General features: G+C 65.8%; 14 protein-coding genes. 9 read left to right on the top strand and 5 right to left on the bottom strand.

Annotated features, from left to right (window positions below; translation table 11 throughout):
* The first annotated feature begins 250 nt into the window (after nt 1-250).
* The 6 genes from ACSF9G_RS05265 to ACSF9G_RS05240 all read left to right on the top strand — a co-directional run bounded on the left by ACSF9G_RS05265 (nt 251) and on the right by ACSF9G_RS05240 (nt 5,999).
* Nucleotides 251-1,636, top strand: coding sequence for a PQQ-dependent sugar dehydrogenase (locus ACSF9G_RS05265; protein WP_436639171.1), 1,386 nt, complete (start codon nt 251-253; stop codon nt 1,634-1,636).
* A gap of 96 nt (nt 1,637-1,732) precedes the next feature.
* A complete protein-coding gene (locus ACSF9G_RS05260) occupies nt 1,733-2,254 on the top strand; it encodes a c-type cytochrome (protein WP_436639169.1) in 522 nt (173 codons plus the stop codon).
* A 122-nt stretch (nt 2,255-2,376) separates the two neighbouring features.
* Nucleotides 2,377-3,435 (top strand): ferrochelatase, encoded by a 1,059-nt coding sequence (hemH, locus tag ACSF9G_RS05255; protein WP_436639167.1) that lies wholly within the window; start codon nt 2,377-2,379, stop codon nt 3,433-3,435.
* 79 nt (nt 3,436-3,514) lie between these two features.
* Complete coding sequence (locus ACSF9G_RS05250) at nt 3,515-4,360, top strand: polyphosphate kinase 2 family protein (protein ID WP_436639165.1); 846 nt, start codon at nt 3,515-3,517, stop codon at nt 4,358-4,360.
* Between the two features lie 99 nt (nt 4,361-4,459).
* The gene (locus ACSF9G_RS05245; protein ID WP_436639163.1) at nt 4,460-5,536 is read left to right on the top strand and encodes an SPFH domain-containing protein; all 1,077 of its coding nucleotides are present in this window, start codon (nt 4,460-4,462) and stop codon (nt 5,534-5,536) included.
* A 13-nt stretch (nt 5,537-5,549) separates the two neighbouring features.
* A complete protein-coding gene (locus ACSF9G_RS05240) occupies nt 5,550-5,999 on the top strand; it encodes an NfeD family protein (RefSeq protein WP_436639161.1) in 450 nt (149 codons plus the stop codon).
* A 47-nt stretch (nt 6,000-6,046) separates the two neighbouring features.
* On the opposite strand, the gene ACSF9G_RS05235 is transcribed toward ACSF9G_RS05240, so the two are convergent.
* From ACSF9G_RS05235 to ACSF9G_RS05225, 3 genes are all read right to left on the bottom strand, one after another.
* Complete coding sequence (locus tag ACSF9G_RS05235) at nt 6,047-6,901, bottom strand: OmpA/MotB family protein (protein ID WP_436639159.1); 855 nt, start codon at nt 6,899-6,901, stop codon at nt 6,047-6,049.
* 9 nt (nt 6,902-6,910) lie between these two features.
* Nucleotides 6,911-7,684, bottom strand: coding sequence for a motility protein A (locus tag ACSF9G_RS05230; RefSeq protein WP_436639157.1), 774 nt, complete (start codon nt 7,682-7,684; stop codon nt 6,911-6,913).
* Nucleotides 7,685-7,808: 124 nt separating this feature from the next.
* The gene (locus ACSF9G_RS05225) at nt 7,809-8,816 is read right to left on the bottom strand and encodes a KpsF/GutQ family sugar-phosphate isomerase (RefSeq protein ID WP_436639155.1); all 1,008 of its coding nucleotides are present in this window, start codon (nt 8,814-8,816) and stop codon (nt 7,809-7,811) included.
* Between the two features lie 194 nt (nt 8,817-9,010).
* Here ACSF9G_RS05225 and ACSF9G_RS05220 point away from each other — a divergent pair, with 194 nt between their 5' ends.
* Nucleotides 9,011-10,396, top strand: a complete 1,386-nt coding sequence (locus ACSF9G_RS05220; protein WP_436639153.1) for an outer membrane beta-barrel protein — start codon at nt 9,011-9,013, stop codon at nt 10,394-10,396.
* A 10-nt stretch (nt 10,397-10,406) separates the two neighbouring features.
* On the opposite strand, the gene galU is transcribed toward ACSF9G_RS05220, so the two are convergent.
* Nucleotides 10,407-11,279, bottom strand: coding sequence for a UTP--glucose-1-phosphate uridylyltransferase GalU (galU, locus tag ACSF9G_RS05215; RefSeq protein WP_436639151.1), 873 nt, complete (start codon nt 11,277-11,279; stop codon nt 10,407-10,409).
* Nucleotides 11,280-11,393: 114 nt separating this feature from the next.
* On the opposite strand from galU, the gene galE reads away from it, so the two are divergent.
* Together galE and ACSF9G_RS05205 are read left to right on the top strand one after the other, a co-directional pair.
* Nucleotides 11,394-12,386 (top strand): UDP-glucose 4-epimerase GalE, encoded by a 993-nt coding sequence (gene galE / locus ACSF9G_RS05210; protein ID WP_436639149.1) that lies wholly within the window; start codon nt 11,394-11,396, stop codon nt 12,384-12,386.
* 127 nt (nt 12,387-12,513) lie between these two features.
* Complete coding sequence (locus tag ACSF9G_RS05205; protein ID WP_436639147.1) at nt 12,514-13,770, top strand: SGNH/GDSL hydrolase family protein; 1,257 nt, start codon at nt 12,514-12,516, stop codon at nt 13,768-13,770.
* Nucleotides 13,771-13,786: 16 nt separating this feature from the next.
* Here the strand turns inward: ACSF9G_RS05205 and ACSF9G_RS05200 are convergent, their stop codons facing one another.
* On the bottom strand, nt 13,787-15,205 hold the full coding sequence (locus ACSF9G_RS05200) for a glutamate synthase subunit beta (RefSeq protein WP_436639145.1): 1,419 nt from the start codon (nt 15,203-15,205) through the stop codon (nt 13,787-13,789).
* Nucleotides 15,206-15,207: the final 2 nt, after the last annotated feature.

Below are 15,207 nucleotides of genomic sequence, written 5' to 3'. Positions count from 1 at the left end.
TTGGAATAGGGCAAGGATCGTTTCAACTAAATCTATAATTAAATATCTGAATTATAGGGGTTAAACGATTTCTATTCGGGCCGGATCGATTTCATGTTTTACTGATCGCGGGTGGCGCGGTCCTGGCCGGGTCTCCGCGGATCGGTCTGCAGCGGCCGCGGAATCGGGCCACGGCGCCGCCCGGAAAAGAATGCCAACAGGGAGGCTCAATATGTTGCGAACTATCACAGTCGGCGTAGCGGCCGTTACGATGGCTCTCGCTTCCGCGGGAGCTGTTTCGGCGGCCGAGGTGCCGCAGACCACGGATCAGGTGGCCAAGCCGGGAGGCAGCCTTCCGGGGAATCCCGAGGTCGTTCTGGTGAAGGTGGCCGAAGGTTTCTCCGATCCGACGAACGTCGCCAATGCCGGCGACGATTCCGGTCGGCTGTTCGTCGTGGAGCGCGTCGGGCGCATCAAGATCGTCAATCCCGATGGCAGCGTAAAGGAAGACCCGTTCCTGGACCTGACCAACATAAACCCGCTCGGCAACGACGTGCAGACCGGGTTCGTCGAGCAGGGGCTGTATTCCGTGGCGTTCGATCCGAACTTCAAGGACAACGGCTATTTCTATGTCCACTACGCGTCGCTGCCCTTCAATGGCGACGGTATGATCGTCCGGTTCCAGATCGATCCGGATAGCCCCGACGTCATGACGCCCGAGCGCACCAACGAGACCGCGAAGGTGATCATGCGGATCGAGCAGCCCTGGTACAACCACAACGGCGGCCAGATCGAGTTCGGTCCGGACGGCTATCTCTATATTGGCTCCGGCGACGGCGGCTGGGAAGGCGATCCGTACGAGGCGGGGCAGGACCTGGCGACACCGCTGGGCAAGATCCTGCGCATCGACGTGCATCCCGACGATGACAGCCGCCCCTATGCGATCCCGAAGGACAATCCGTTCGCCGAAGCCGCCAAGGAGCAGCTGATGTCCCTGTTCGGGATCACGGAGGAACAGTTCTCGAAGATCAAGACGCGCGCGATTCCCGAGACCTGGGCCTATGGGGTGCGCAATCCTTACGAGTTCTCCTTCGATCCGAAGACCGGCGACCTGTTCATCGCCGACGTGGGGCAGAACCACTGGGAGGAGATCATCTACCAGCCGGCGTCCAGCAAGGGCGGCGAGAATTACGGATGGGCGCGCATGGAAGGCATCTACTGCCATCCGATGACCGGCGATCCGGCAGGAGAGGACTGCGCCGTCGTCGGCGTGCTTCCCGCCGCGGTCTATCCGCACCAGACACCGTATCCGGGCGCTGGCGAACTCAGCGACGGCTACGGCTGTTCCGCGCAGGGGCTCGGCGTCGTCAACTACGGCGGCATGGACGGGGTCTATATGGTCGGCGACTGGTGCTCGGGCCGGCTATGGGGCCTGGGATGGGACGGTTCGAAATGGCAGTTCCACGAGTTCGCCCAGACCGATCTGCAGTTCACCGCCGGTGGCTACGGCGAGGACGGAGCGGTTTACGCGGTCAGCGCCAACAACTTCTATCTTGCCGATGAGGGACCCGAGGCCAATCCGCCCGGTGCCCTGTGGCGCGTGACGCCGGCGGGCGATGTGCCGGCCGACGCGGAAGTGGCGCGTACGGCGAAGTAGCCGAAGGCTATTCCAGGAAAATCGGGGCGCCGGGGCGGAACCCGCTCCGGCGCCCGTCATTGTCTTTGTATGCGCAAACGTGGAGACCCATCGATCATGGCAAGAGGTATCGATCGCGTTGCCGTCGCCGTCGTCGTCCTGATCGCGACCGGCATAGCGAGTGTTTCCGGCAGCCGGCTGTCGGGAGCCAGCGAAACGGAGCTGCCCGCCGGTGTCGAGAAAGACGCCGACGGCAACATCGTTTTCCGTCATGTCCTCGATGATGAACCGATCGAATTCGAATACCGACCCGACCAGACGATCACTCCGGCCGTCGACGCCTTCCACAAGACGGCCGTCAATGCCTATGACGGCGACGACGACAAGATCGCGGCGGGAAAGAAGCTGTGGGGCAAGCTCTGCGTGGCCTGCCACCTCAAGGACGGCACCGGCCGGATTGGCCCGAGCCTGGTCGACGACGAATGGAAGCACCCTCGCGTGGCCAGCGACGTCGGCCGCTTCGAGATCATCTACGCAGGCGGGGCCGGCGCCATGCAGGCCTTCGGTCGACGCATCGACCAGGACGATATCCTCAAGGTCATGGCGTATCTGAAGGAATTGCGCGGCGAGACGAACTGACCCGGTCCGCCATGCTTGCTTCGGCGATCCGATAGGGCCAAAACGGCGTATAGGCAGGATCAATCACGCTCCCGCCAATGCCCGGATCGTCAACCGGCCGGATCGTCAACCGGAACGAATTCATGCCCGACAGTGCTTCCCGCCGCGCCTTTGCCGGTACGCCCGCCAAGCTTCCGACGGATCATCCCCCCGTCGCATTCGGCAAGGTCGGCGTTCTGCTCGTCAATCTCGGAACGCCGGATGCCACCGACTACTGGTCGATGCGGCGCTATCTGAAGGAGTTCCTGTCGGACCGCCGGGTGATCGAGACGTCGCGGCTGGTCTGGTGGCCGGTGCTCAACCTGATCGTCCTGACCAAGCGGCCGAAATCGAGCGGCGAGGCCTACGATCTTATCTGGGACCGCGAGCGCAACGAATCGCCGTTGCGGACGATCACGCGCAGCCAGGCCGAGAAGCTCGCAGAATCGTTCGGCGAGGGCCGGGTCGTCGTCGACTGGGCGATGCGCTACGGCAATCCGTCGATCGCCTCGCGCCTGGAGCGTCTGCAGAAGGCCGGCTGCGAGCGCATCCTGGTTTTTCCGCTCTATCCCCAATACGCCGCCGCGACGACCGCGACCGTCAACGACAAGGCCTTCGAGGCGCTGATGAAGATGCGCTGGCAGCCGGCGGTCCGCACGGTGCCGGCCTATCACGACGATCCGGTCTATATCGAGGCGCTGGCGACGTCGATGCGGCAGCATCTGGCCGCGCTGCCCTTCGAGCCGGAAGTCGTCATCGCCTCGTTCCACGGGCTGCCGAAGGAGTATTTCGACAAGGGCGACCCGTATCACTGCCATTGCCAGAAGACGACGCGGCTTCTGCGCGAGGCCCTTGGCTGGGACGAGAAGAAGCTGGTGCTCACCTTCCAGTCGCGTTTCGGCAAGGCGGAGTGGCTGCAGCCCTATACCGACAAGACCGTGGAACGCATGGCGCGGGAGGGCGTCAAACGGCTCGCGATCGTCACCCCCGGCTTCGTCGCCGATTGCGTCGAGACGCTTGAGGAGATCGCCGAGCAGAACAAGGAGTTCTTCCTCGAGCACGGCGGCGAGGAATTCGCCGCGATCCCCTGTCTCAACGACAGCGCGGACGGGATGGGCGTGATCGAGACCGTGGTGTCCCGGGAGCTCGCGGGCTGGATCTGAGCGGACGCCACTCGCCAACGGTCGTCGCGCCGGGCTAGACTTTCGCGGACCTATCGCGAGCCCGGGGGCAAGACAGGCCATGGCGAAGGGAAAGACCGGAAGGCGCAGGCCGCGCGGTGGCCACCTGGCATCGCTCGACATGGATGCCTCGATCAAGCGCGCCGACTATGAAGTTCGGCTCAGGAAGCTCCAGGCTAGGCTGCAACGTATCCAGCAGGCCTACCTGTATACCGGAGACGCGGCGGCCATCGTCTTCGAGGGCTGGGACGCGGCGGGAAAGGGCGGCACGATCCGGCGCATGTCGGCCGTGCTCGATCCGCGCGGCTTCAAGGTCTGGCCGATCGCGGCCCCGCGCCGGTATCACCTGGAGCGGCACTATCTGACGCGTTTCTGGGAACGATTGCCGCCCAACGGCGCCATCTCCGTCTTCGACCGCTCGTGGTACGGGCGGGTGCTTGTCGAACGGGTCGAGGCGCTGACGCCGGAAGCGCGGTGGCGGCACGCCTACGAGGAGATCAACGAATTCGAGCAGCTTCTGACCGCGGACGGCACGCGCATCGTCAAGATCTTCCTGCATGTCACGCCGGAGGTGCAGCTCCGGCGGTTCGAGGAGCGGCTGCGCAACCCGATGAAGCGCTGGAAGCTGTCCTACGAGGACTTCCGCAATCGTCTGCACTGGGGCGAGATGGAGGCCGCCATCGAGGACATGGTCGACAGGACCTCGACCAGGCACGCGCCGTGGCACCTCATTTCGGCGAACGACAAGAAGCACGCGCGGATCACCGCGCTCAAGCTCATCGCCGATCGTCTCGCGAAGGGCGTGGATCTCGCACCGCCACCGCTCGATGTCCGGGTGGAAACCGCCGCGCGCGAGATCTTCGAAACCTCCGATCTGATCACGAGCACCGCTGGCCGGACCAGCTAGGCGCGGATCGGCACCACCTGGCGGCTGTCCCTGGGTTCTTGTTCCCGTGTGCGGCGCATAGGACAATGCTTTTCTGGCAACGATTCGCGGAAGGGCGCCATGGCATTCGGGCTGGATATCGTTGTTGTCGTCTTCGTGGTCCTGCTGATCCTGCTGGTCATTTCCGGCGTGAAGCAGGTGCCGCAAGGCTACGACTATACGGTCGAGCGCTTCGGCCGCTATTCGAAGACGCTGCAGCCGGGCCTCGGCTTCATCGTGCCGCTGATCGACCGGGTCGGTCGCAAGATGAACATGATGGAGCAATTCATCGATGTTCCGAGCCAGGAAGTGATCACCCGCGACAACGCCACGGTGACGGTTGACGGCGTCGCCTTCTTCCAGGTGCTCGATGCGCCGCGGGCGAGCTACGAGGTCTCCGACCTCGACAACGCGATCCTCAACATCACCATGACGAACGTGCGCACCGTCATGGGGTCGCTGGACCTCGACGAACTGCTGTCGCAGCGCGACGAAATCAACACCCGGCTGCTCAAGGTGGTCGACGCGGCGACCGAGCCGTGGGGCGTCAAGATCACGCGCATCGAGATCAAGGACATCAATCCGCCGCGCGACCTGGTCGATTCCATGGCCCGCCAGATGAAGGCCGAGCGCGACAAGCGCGCCGCCATTCTCGAGGCCGAGGGCGAGCGGCAGTCGGAGATCCTGCAGGCCGAAGGCGAGAAACAGGCGCTGGTGCTCGCCGCGGAAGGCCGTCGCGAGGCCGCCTTCCGCGACGCGGAGGCGCGTGAACGGCTCGCCGAAGCCGAGGCGAGGGCGACGACGGTGGTCTCGGAGGCCGTGCGCACGGGCAGCATCCAGGCGATCAACTACTTCGTCGCCGACAAGTATGTGGGCGCCCTGAAGGAACTGGCGGCGGCGCCGAACCAGAAGGTGATGATCCTGCCCGTCGAGGCCACGGCGCTGCTCGGCGCGCTGGGCGGCATCGGCGAGATCGCCGGCGAGGCGTTCGGCAGGGGCGGTTCCGGTAGTGGCGGTTCCGGTAGTGGTGGTGGCAGCGGTGGCGGCCAGACCCCGGATCGGGGCACGTCGAACCGGGGCGCGGCACGATCAGCCGCGCCTGCTGCTCCGTCCGCCTCGGTGCCGGAAGCGCCCGGCGGTCCCTGGGGCTCCAACTGACAGGGGCGGCATCGTGATCGAACTCATCGCGTCCCTGGGCTACTGGAACTGGTGGATCCTCGGCATCGTGCTGCTCTGCGTCGAGCTGGTCGCCCCGGGAACCTTCATGCTTTGGTTCGGGGCGGCGGCCCTCGTCGTCGGGCTTCTGTCACTGCTGATCGACTGGTCGTGGCAGGCGCAGTTCATCACGTTCGGCGTGCTGTCGATCGCCAGCGTCGGGCTGTCGCGGTTTTTTCTGCGGCGCAAACCCTCGGAGGGGGAGGCGCCTTTCCTGAACAGGCGGGCTGACGCGATCGTCGGGCGCGGTTTCGTCCTGACCGAGCCGATCGTCAACGGCCGGGGGCGCCTGTCGATCGACGATACGGTGTGGCGCATCGAGGGACCGGACCTGCCCGAGGGTACGCATGTCACCGTGTCGGCCGCGCGCGGCTCGCGGCTCGTGGTCCGGCAATCAGACGCGTGACAGCCGCTTCTCGGCAGCGGTGTTTCGACGGCAGTCTGTCCCGGGGATCAGAGCCGGTGATCGGCCGGCAGCGGCGGTTCCTCGGCGCGTAGCAGGATGCTGATCCGCCGATTGGCGGCGAGGAAGGCATCTTCCGGGAACAGCGGATCCGTCTCGGCCTTGCCGATGACCGCGTCGAAACGACCGTTGGGGACGCCGTATTCGGCGAGGATCGACCGCACCGAGTTGGCGCGCTGAACCGACAGATCCCAGTTTGTGCGGCCGGGCTGTTCTTCGCTCCTGTCCGCGCTGGTGTGCCCGGTGATCTCGATCTGGTTGGGCAGCTCGCGCAGGACGTTGGCGATCTTGGTCAGGATCAGCCGGGTGCGTTCGTAGGGATAGGGCTGGCTCGGCGGGAACATCGAGCGGCCTTCCTGGTCGACGAGCTGGATGTTCAGCCCCTCGGGCGTTTCCTCGACCAGTATCTGGTCGGAAATCTCCATGATCTCGGGCATTTCCTGCCAGGCCTGGCGCAGGGAGGCGGCGGCGGTGGCGAACTGGCGCGGCCGTTCGATATCGGTCTTGTCGATATCGTGGGTATTGGCTTCCGGCCCCTGCTTGCGGCGCAGATCGTGGCGCTGCTCGGCGAATTCGGAATCGGGCTCCTGCGGCACCGAGGTGATGGACTTGACGAACTCGCGGACCGGAACGCCCTCGACCTCGATCATGCCTTCCTTGCGGCTTTCCTTGCGGACGCCGAAGGCCTCGCGCATGGAGCCGGCCACGACCTGAAGCTTCTTCTCGTCCTGGATCGAAAACGAGATGATCAAGACGAAGAAGCAGGCAAGCAGGGCCATCAGGTCCCCGAAGGTGACCATCCATTCGGGAACGCCGCCGCCGGAGGCTTTCTTCTGGCGCGCCATGGCTCGGCGTCAGGCCGGGACCGGTTCGGCCATCTCGCCGCGGTGCTTCTCGGGCAGATAGGCGATCAGCATCTCGCGGATGAGCGCCGGGCTCTTGGAGTCGCGGATCTGCATGATGCCGTCGAGGACGAGCGTCTGGTTGACCTCCTCGACCTTGGACTTCAGCGAGAGCTTGTCGGCGATGGGCAGGGCGATAAGGTTGGCGACAAGGGCGCCGTACAGGGTGGTCAGGAGGGCGATGGCCATGGCCGGACCGATCGTTGCGGGATCGTCCATGTTGGCCAGCATCTGCACCAGACCGACGAGGGTGCCGATCATGCCGAAGGCCGGCGCGGAGTCGCCGATGGCCTTGAAGACACGCTGGCCGTCCTCGAGCCGCTCGAGATTGAGGTCGCGCTCCCGTTCCAGAGATTCGCGAATGAACACGGGATCGTAGCCGTCGGCGACGTACTGCATCCCCTTGGCGAGGAACTCGTCGTCCACCTCGACGTTCTCCAGGCCCAGCGGACCCTGCTTGCGGACGACCTCCGCAAGCTTGGCGATTTCGTCGATGAGCTGCCGCGGCTCGATCTTGCGGTGGGTGAAGGCCACGCGGCCGCCGAGTCCCAGTGCGGAAAGTACGCCGGTAATGGGGAACCGGATGACGGTTGCCGCCATGGCCCCGCCCAGCACGATCAGCATCGAGGGCAGGTCGAGGAACAGGGTCACGTCGCCGCCGACGAAAATCGCCGCCCCCACGACGCCCGTGCCGAACAAAATGCCAAGAATTGTGGCGATATCCATTGGAATTCCCGCAGACAAACGGTTTCCCGACCCTTCCGGCCGGAACAGCACTGCGGTCATCCTATGGGCGCTTCCTAAGCAAACGCTAAACGTGTGCGGGAAATTCCCCGAAACGGGGCAGGGTTCAGGCGACGCCCGCGCGCAAAAGATCGTGAACGTGGACGACTCCGACGGGGCTGCCGTTTTCCACCACGAAAAGTGCGGTGAAGGGGCGGTCGCCGAGGTTCATGACGGCGAGCGCCTCGGAGGCGAGCGTGTCTGGGCTCACCGTCTTGGGGCTCGGCGTCATGATTTCGCCCGCTGTCCGTTTCAACAGGTCCGCGCTCATGTGGCGGCGCAGGTCGCCGTCGGTGATGATCCCGACCAGCCGGCCGTCCTCGACGATGCCGAGGCACCCGAGGCTCTTTTCGGTCATGACCACGATCGCCTCGGCCATCGGCGTGTCGGGGGCGGCCAGAGGCAGCCGGTCCCGCGGATGCATCAGATCGCTGACGAAGCTGAGCTGGGCACCGAGCTGGCCTCCGGGATGCAGGACCTTGAAGTCGCGCGCCGTGAAGCCCTTGCTCTCGAGCAGGGCGATGGCGAGCGCGTCGCCGAGGGCGAGCTGCATGACCGTCGAGGTGGTCGGCGCGAGGCCGTGCGGACAGGCTTCCGGCGATTTCGGCAGGGCGAGAACGATGTCCGCCGCGGTGGCCAGGGACGAGTCCGGATTGGAGGTGATCGCGATCATCGGCACCTGAAACCGTGTCGCATGCTCGACGACGGAGCGCAGCTCGGCCGTCTCGCCCGACCAGGACAGGGCGATGACCACGTCGTCCGTGGTGATCATGCCCAGATCGCCGTGGCTTGCCTCGCTGGGATGCACGAAAAACGCCGGTGTTCCGGTGGAGGCGAGGGTGGCGGCGAATTTCTGGCCGACATGACCGCTCTTGCCCATGCCGGAGACGATGACGCGTCCGCGCGCCTCGCGCACCTGCCGGGCGGCCGCGGCGAAGGCCTGGCCGAGCCCGTTCGACAGCGCCTCGCGCAGAGCGGCGAGGCCGGCGGATTCAAGGTCGAGCGTGCGCAACGCCGAATCGATCAGCGTGGTGTCGGACACCGGCCCGCTCCCCACGGATTTCAATGCAACCATGACAATCGGATTTCCTAGACAGCCCGGACGATGCCAAGCCTAACCGTCTATCAGATAGCACATTTCGGGTCGGGACCGCACCCGTCGAGACGCGGCATTTAAGCGCCCGTTAACCATACGCACTCTAGGGTGGACGCGTGTCGACGGCCCCGGCTGCCGCGCCCTCCCGAACCGACAGCACGGGTACGCGGTCCGTGACGATATCGCCCTCTATCACTGGACTGGCGACGTGGTGCCTCACCGCGGCGGTTTCCCTTTGGACAATCTCGGCCTCCGCGCAATCCTCGGGCGATACCGGATCGTTCGCGACCCTGCGCGGATCGACCGACGCCGGCTCGCAGACCGACGACGAGGCCGCTTTCGAGGCCGCAACCCAGATTGCCGGCGACGAACTCGGCCAGGTGCCCGACGCCGCGCCGGTCGACGAGGCGGAAGCGGATCCGTATGCGCCGCTCGGCCTGCGCATCGGGGCGTTCCGGATCTTTCCCGCGATCGAGGCGTTCCTGAGCCATGCCAGCAACGTATTCTCGAGCGCGACCGACCCGCAATCGGGCGGCTATTACCGTGTCGCGCCGGAGCTGGAAGTCACGTCCGATTGGGTGCGCCATGAGTTGCGCGGATTCGTGGCGGTCGATCACGAATCCTTCTTCGACTATTCCGGAGAGACGACCACGGCGATCGACGCCGAACTCGAAGGCCGGCTCGACATCAGCGCGCGCGATGTCGCCGGATTGCGCCTTGCCTATGCGGTCGTTCCGGAAAGCCGCGGCGACCCGAACGTGCCGCAATCCGTCATCGAACCGCCGGACTCCGAAGAGGCTGTCGCGGAGGGCACCTACGCGCACCGGTTCGGCCGGCTCGAGGTGTCGCTGCGCGGCGCCTACGAGAAGTTCACCTACGACAGCGCCGTTTTGACTGACGGCACGATCGTCGACAATTCCGACCGCGACTACACGGAGGTGAACGGCGCGGTCCGGGCGAGCGTCGATATCGACGAGGGATCGCGCGCCGTCTTCTTCGAGACCGGCGCCAACAAGCGCAAATACCGGCGCAGCATCGACGACGACGGCGTGCGGCGCGGCTCCAGCGGATACGATTTCCTGGTCGGCGTGTCGTTTGATCGCGGAGATCCGCTGTCGGGGGAGATCGCTGTGGGGTATCAGCGGCAAAAGCCGGTCGATCCGTCCCTTAAGGAAATCGACAGCATCGCCTTCCGCGGGTCGCTGGTCTGGCAGCCGACGCAACTGACGACCGTCACCTTCGACGGGTCGATCGAGCCGACCGAGACGACGCTCGACCCGACGGCGTCGGGCGCGCTTGTCTATGCCGCCGACATCGGCGTCGAGCACGCCTTGCGCCACAACCTGATCGCCTCGGCGAACTTCGCATACGCGCTGTCGGACTATATCGGTTCGGGCCGCGAGGAGACCGATTACGTGGTCAGCGCCGGCCTAAAGTACCTGGTCAGCCGCTGGCTGTCGTTCCAGCTCGACGCGTCGTACCAAGCCTACGAAACCAACCTTCCCGGCCAGAACTACGACGATACCCGCGTCGAGCTGGGCATGCGGCTGCAGCGCTGACCGGCGCCCGTCAGTCGAGCAGGTCCGCGATCACCTGCCGGAATTCCGGTTCGATGTCCGGGCGCTCCAGGGCGAAGGCGATGTTGGCGGCGAGGAAGCCGACCTTCGAGCCGCAGTCGAAGGTGCGGCCTTCGAACTTGAAGCCGTGGAAGGGCCTCGTCTCCATCAGCTTGATCATCGCATCGGTGATCTGGATCTCGCCGCCGGCGCCCTTTTCCGGATTGTCGAGGATATCGAAGATGCCGGGTTCGAGGATGTAGCGGCCGGTGATGATCAGGTTCGAGGGGGCTTCGGCCGGCGCGGGCTTCTCGACCATGCCGGTGATCCCGAAGGCGCGGCCCTTCTCCTCGCCGACCCCGACGACGCCGTAATCGGACACCTTGGCCGGGTCGATTTCCTCGACCGCGACCAGGTTGCCGCCGCCCAGATCCTCCCAGGCGTCGACCATCTGCTTGAGGCAGCCGGGTTTCGACTGGACCAATACGTCGGGCAGGAGCAGGGCGAAGGGCTCGTCGCCGATCAGGTCGCGGGCGCACCACACCGCGTGACCCAGGCCCAGCGGGGCCTGCTGGCGGGTGAAGCTGGTGGAGCCGGGCCCGGGCAGGGCCTGCTCGAGCTCGCGCAGCTGGCGGGATTTGCCGCGCGATTCCAGCGTCATCTCCAGTTCGATCTGCTTGTCGAAATGGTCCTCGATCACGCCCTTGTTGCGGCCGGTGACGAAGACGAAGTGCTCTATGCCGGCTTCGCGCGCCTCGTCGACTACATGCTGGATCAGCGGTCGGTCGACCACGGTCAACATTTCCTTGGGCATCGCTTTGGTGGCGGGCAGGAACCGTGTGCCGAGACCAGCCACGGGAAAGACGGCCTTGCGGATCTTGGGCATTGTTCTCGTCGTCTCGCTTGGTTAGGAGGTGGCGCTAGTTACCAGACTTAAAGCCCCGTCGGCTAGGGTCCTCGGCCTGGGTCGTTCCGCAATCGTTTCAAGAGGTAAAGGACCATGACGGTACTCGTGACGGGTGGCGCCGGCTATATCGGCAGCCACCTGGTTCTGGCTCTCATCGATCGCGGCGAGGACGTCGTCGTTCTCGACGACCTGTCCACGGGGTTCGACTGGGCGGTTCAGCCGCCGGCGGAACTTGTGGTTGCAGATGTGGGCGATATCGAGACCGTCGGCGCCCTGATCGAAAGCCGGGGTATCGACGCCATCATCCATTTCGCAGGCTCGATCGTGGTGCCGGACTCGGTCGCCGACCCGCTCGGCTACTACCTGAACAACACGGTGAAATCGCGCTCCTTGATCGAGGCGGCGGTGAAAGGCGGCGTGAAGCGGTTCATCTTCTCCTCGACGGCGGCCGTCTACGGCATGCCGCAGGTCAATCCGGTCGGCGAGAGCGTCGCGCTCGATCCGATCTCGCCCTATGGCAGTTCCAAGCTGATGACCGAGACGATGCTGCGCGACACGGCGTTTGCCCATGATTTCAACTATGTGGCGCTGCGCTACTTCAATGTCGCCGGTGCCGATCCGAAGGGGCGCAGCGGCCAGTCGACGCCGCGCGCGACCCATCTGATCAAGGTCGCCTGCGAGGCGGCGCTGGGCAAGCGGCCGCGACTGGAGGTCTACGGCACCGACTACGACACGCCCGATGGCACCTGCATCCGCGACTACATCCATGTCAGCGACCTGGCGCGGGCGCACGTGCTGGCGCTCGACCATCTGCGCGGGCAGGACGAGAACCTGGTGATGAACTGCGGCTACGGCCGCGGTTTCTCGGTTCTCGAGGTCATCGACGCGGTGAAACGGGCGTCCAACGTCGATTTCGAGGTGCGGACCACGGACCGGCGGCCGGGCGATCCGGCCGCGCTCGTCGCTGCCGCGGGACGGATCCGGGACACGCTCGGCTGGGCGCCGGAGCGCGACGATCTCGACCTGATCGTCACCGACGCGCTCAACTGGGAGCGGCATCTGATGACGAGGGCGAAGGGGGCCTGACGGCGTCCCCGGCTGGGCGTGCGCGGCGATCGGCGCTATAGTCGGCGCAGGCGAGCGGGGGCTGGCCGCCGGTAACGATCGCAAGATTCGCACACGGCGGCTGAAGATAGTGGCGAAGGTATTGGCAATGTTGCGCTCGGTCCCCCGGCTGATCCTGGTGCTGGCACTGGTGATGGCCACCGTCAGTCTCGCCGTGCCGGTGACGGCCTATGCGCAGGGCGCGACCGTCGCCCAGCAGCGCAAGGATCCGATCTCGTCGTTCTTCAACTCCCTGTTCGGCGGCCTCACCCGGCGATCGCAGCCGGCACGCCAGATCCGCACGCCGCAGAAGAACGTAGGGAGCAGCCGTTCAGGCGCCGTCGTGCGCAAGCGCGCGCCGGCGGTCGTCGCCGTCGAGAAGGCCGAAGACGCCAAGCGGGTCGTCGTGTTCGGCGACTTCTTCGCCGACGGCCTGGAAGCCGGCCTCAAGGAAGCCTTCCTGGAATCGTCCTCCGTCATCGTCGACGGTCAGAACGAAGCCAGTTCCGGTCTGGTGCGCGCCGACCATTTCAACTGGCCGGCCTTCATCTCCGGCTGGCTCGCCGATCCGGAGAGGACGACCGATCTCGCCGTGATCATGATCGGCGCCAACGACCGGCAGAACCTGTCCGACGAAACCGGCGAGCACCAGGCGCGCAGCGAGCGCTGGCGCGAGCTCTACGCCGAGCGCATCGATGCCATCATCGAGCTCTTCGACGACAGGGGCGTGCCGCTCTACTGGGTGTCGCTGCCGCCGGTCGCATCGGGCCGGCTGAGCCAGGACTACGCCTATTTCAATGAACTGTACCGCGAGCGCGCCTATCGGCACGGCATCCAGTTCGTCGACATCTGGAACAGCTTCGTCGACGAGGCCGGCAACTATACGGCGACCGGGCCGGACATCAACGGCGAGCGCCGGCAGTTGCGTTCCGAGGACGGACTGCATTTCACCTCAGCCGGCAACCGCAAGCTGGCCCATTTCGTCGCCCGCGAGATCCGTCGCGACTTCGGACGCGAGGGCGGGCTGTTCCTGGCGCTGCCGCAGGGCGCGACCGGGCCGCAGCCGTTCATGCCGAGCGACGAGCAGTTGCGTACCGGTGTCGGTGAGGTGGTGGCGCTGACCGGCGCGCGGGGCGGCCTGAGCACGACCCTTGCCGGCGGGCCGGACCCGACGCCCGAGGCGCCGCGCGATTCCGCCTATCGCCAGACCATTCTGGAAGGCGAGCCGCCGGAGACGTCGCCGGGGCGCAGCGACGATTTCAGCTGGCCACGCAAGAGCGTGCCGCTGCCGACGGCGGTCATACCCCAGCCGAGCGATCCGGCGGCCGCGTCCGTGCCGGACGAGGAAACGGCCGGCGGAGGCTGATACCGGGCCGCCGCCCTCAGCGCGGCAGAACCGTCTCGCCCATCAGCGCCAGGTCGACCGCGCGGGCGCACTGGCGGCCTTCGCGGATCGCCCAGACCACCAGCGACTGGCCGCGACGCATGTCGCCGCAGGAGAAAACCCGCTCGTTCGAGGTCCGGTAGTTGACCGTATTGGCGAGAATGTTGCCGCGCGGGTCGAGGTCCAGGCCCAGCTGTTCGATCACGCCTTCCTGGACGGGGCCCAGGAAGCCCATCGCCAGGAGCACGAGATCGGCTCTCAGCTCGAACTCGCTGCCCGCGACCGGCTGCATCTTGTCGTCGACGCGGACGCATTCGAGATGGGTGACGTGGCCGTTCTTGCCGATGAGCCTACGGGTGAGGACGGAGAAGTCGCGCTCGGCGCCTTCTTCCTGGCTCGACGAGGTGCGCAGCTTCAAGGGCCAGTTCGGCCAGGTCAGCGCCTTGTTTTCCTTCAACGGCGGCTGCGGCAGGATTTCGAGCTGTGTGACCGAAAGCGCGCCCTGGCGGATCGAGGTGCCGATACAGTCCGAGCCGGTGTCGCCGCCGCCGATGACGATGACGTGCTTGCCGCCGGCGAGGATCGGCGTGACGTTTCCGACCGGTTCGTCGCTGACGCGGCGATTCTGCTGCGGCAGGAAATCCATGGCGAAGTGGATGCCGTTGAGATCGCGGCCGGTCACCGGCAGGTCGCGCGGCTTTTCCGCGCCGCCCGACAGCACGATCATGTCGTGGCGCTCGAGCATCTCCTCGGCGGTGACGTCGACGCCGACATGGACGTTGCAGTCGAACACCACGCCTTCGGCCTCCATCTGCGCGACGCGGCGGGCGACATTGCTCTTTTCGAGCTTGAAGTCCGGAATGCCGTAACGCAGCAGACCGCCGGGAAAGGCGTTCTTCTCATAGACATGCACAGTGTGGCCGGCGCGGGCAAGCTGCTGGGCGCAGGCAAGCCCAGCCGGACCCGAACCGACGATGCCGACCGAGTGACCGGTCTTGCGCTTGGGCGGTTCCGGCCGGATCCAGCCGTTCTCCCAGCCGCGGTCGACGATGGCGCATTCGATCGTCTTGATGGTGACCGGGACGTCCTGGATGTTCAGCGTGCAGGACGCCTCGCACGGCGCCGGGCAGACGCGGCCGGTGAACTCCGGGAAATTGTTGGTGGACTGCAGGTTCTGCAGCGCCGACTGCCACTTGTCGTTATAGACGAGGTCGTTGAAGTCCGGGATCTGGTTGTTCACCGGACAGCCGCTGTGACAATAGGGGATGCCGCAATCCATGCAGCGGGCCGCCTGGTCACGCGTCGCCTCCTGCGACAGCGGAATGACGAATTCGCGGTAGTGGCGGACGCGGTCGGAGGCCGGCGCGTAGCGCCGGTCGCGGCGGTCGATCTCGAGAAATCCGGTTACCTTGCCCACGT

The sequence above is a fragment of the Microbaculum mangrovi genome, assembly GCF_051390635.1.
GTDB lineage: Bacteria > Pseudomonadota > Alphaproteobacteria > Rhizobiales > Tepidamorphaceae > Microbaculum.
This window is presented reverse-complemented; position numbering and strand designations above follow the sequence as displayed.

Bases quoted from the DNA above. Each gene is read 5' to 3' on its own strand.
- ACSF9G_RS05245 (WP_436639163.1), top strand. From the start codon at position 4,460: ATGGCATTCGGGCTGGATATCGTTGTTGTCGTCTTCGTGGTCCTGCTG.
- galE (WP_436639149.1), top strand. From the start codon at position 11,394: ATGACGGTACTCGTGACGGGTGGCGCCGGCTATATCGGCAGCCACCTG.
- ACSF9G_RS05230 (WP_436639157.1), bottom strand. From the start codon at position 7,684: ATGGATATCGCCACAATTCTTGGCATTTTGTTCGGCACGGGCGTCGTG.
- ACSF9G_RS05260 (WP_436639169.1), top strand. From the start codon at position 1,733: ATGGCAAGAGGTATCGATCGCGTTGCCGTCGCCGTCGTCGTCCTGATC.
- ACSF9G_RS05235 (WP_436639159.1), bottom strand. From the start codon at position 6,901: ATGGCGCGCCAGAAGAAAGCCTCCGGCGGCGGCGTTCCCGAATGGATG.
- ACSF9G_RS05250 (WP_436639165.1), top strand. From the start codon at position 3,515: ATGGCGAAGGGAAAGACCGGAAGGCGCAGGCCGCGCGGTGGCCACCTG.
- hemH (WP_436639167.1), top strand. From the start codon at position 2,377: ATGCCCGACAGTGCTTCCCGCCGCGCCTTTGCCGGTACGCCCGCCAAG.
- ACSF9G_RS05265 (WP_436639171.1), top strand. From the start codon at position 251: ATGGCTCTCGCTTCCGCGGGAGCTGTTTCGGCGGCCGAGGTGCCGCAG.
- ACSF9G_RS05225 (WP_436639155.1), bottom strand. From the start codon at position 8,816: ATGGTTGCATTGAAATCCGTGGGGAGCGGGCCGGTGTCCGACACCACG.
- ACSF9G_RS05205 (WP_436639147.1), top strand. From the start codon at position 12,514: ATGTTGCGCTCGGTCCCCCGGCTGATCCTGGTGCTGGCACTGGTGATG.
- galU (WP_436639151.1), bottom strand. From the start codon at position 11,279: ATGCCCAAGATCCGCAAGGCCGTCTTTCCCGTGGCTGGTCTCGGCACA.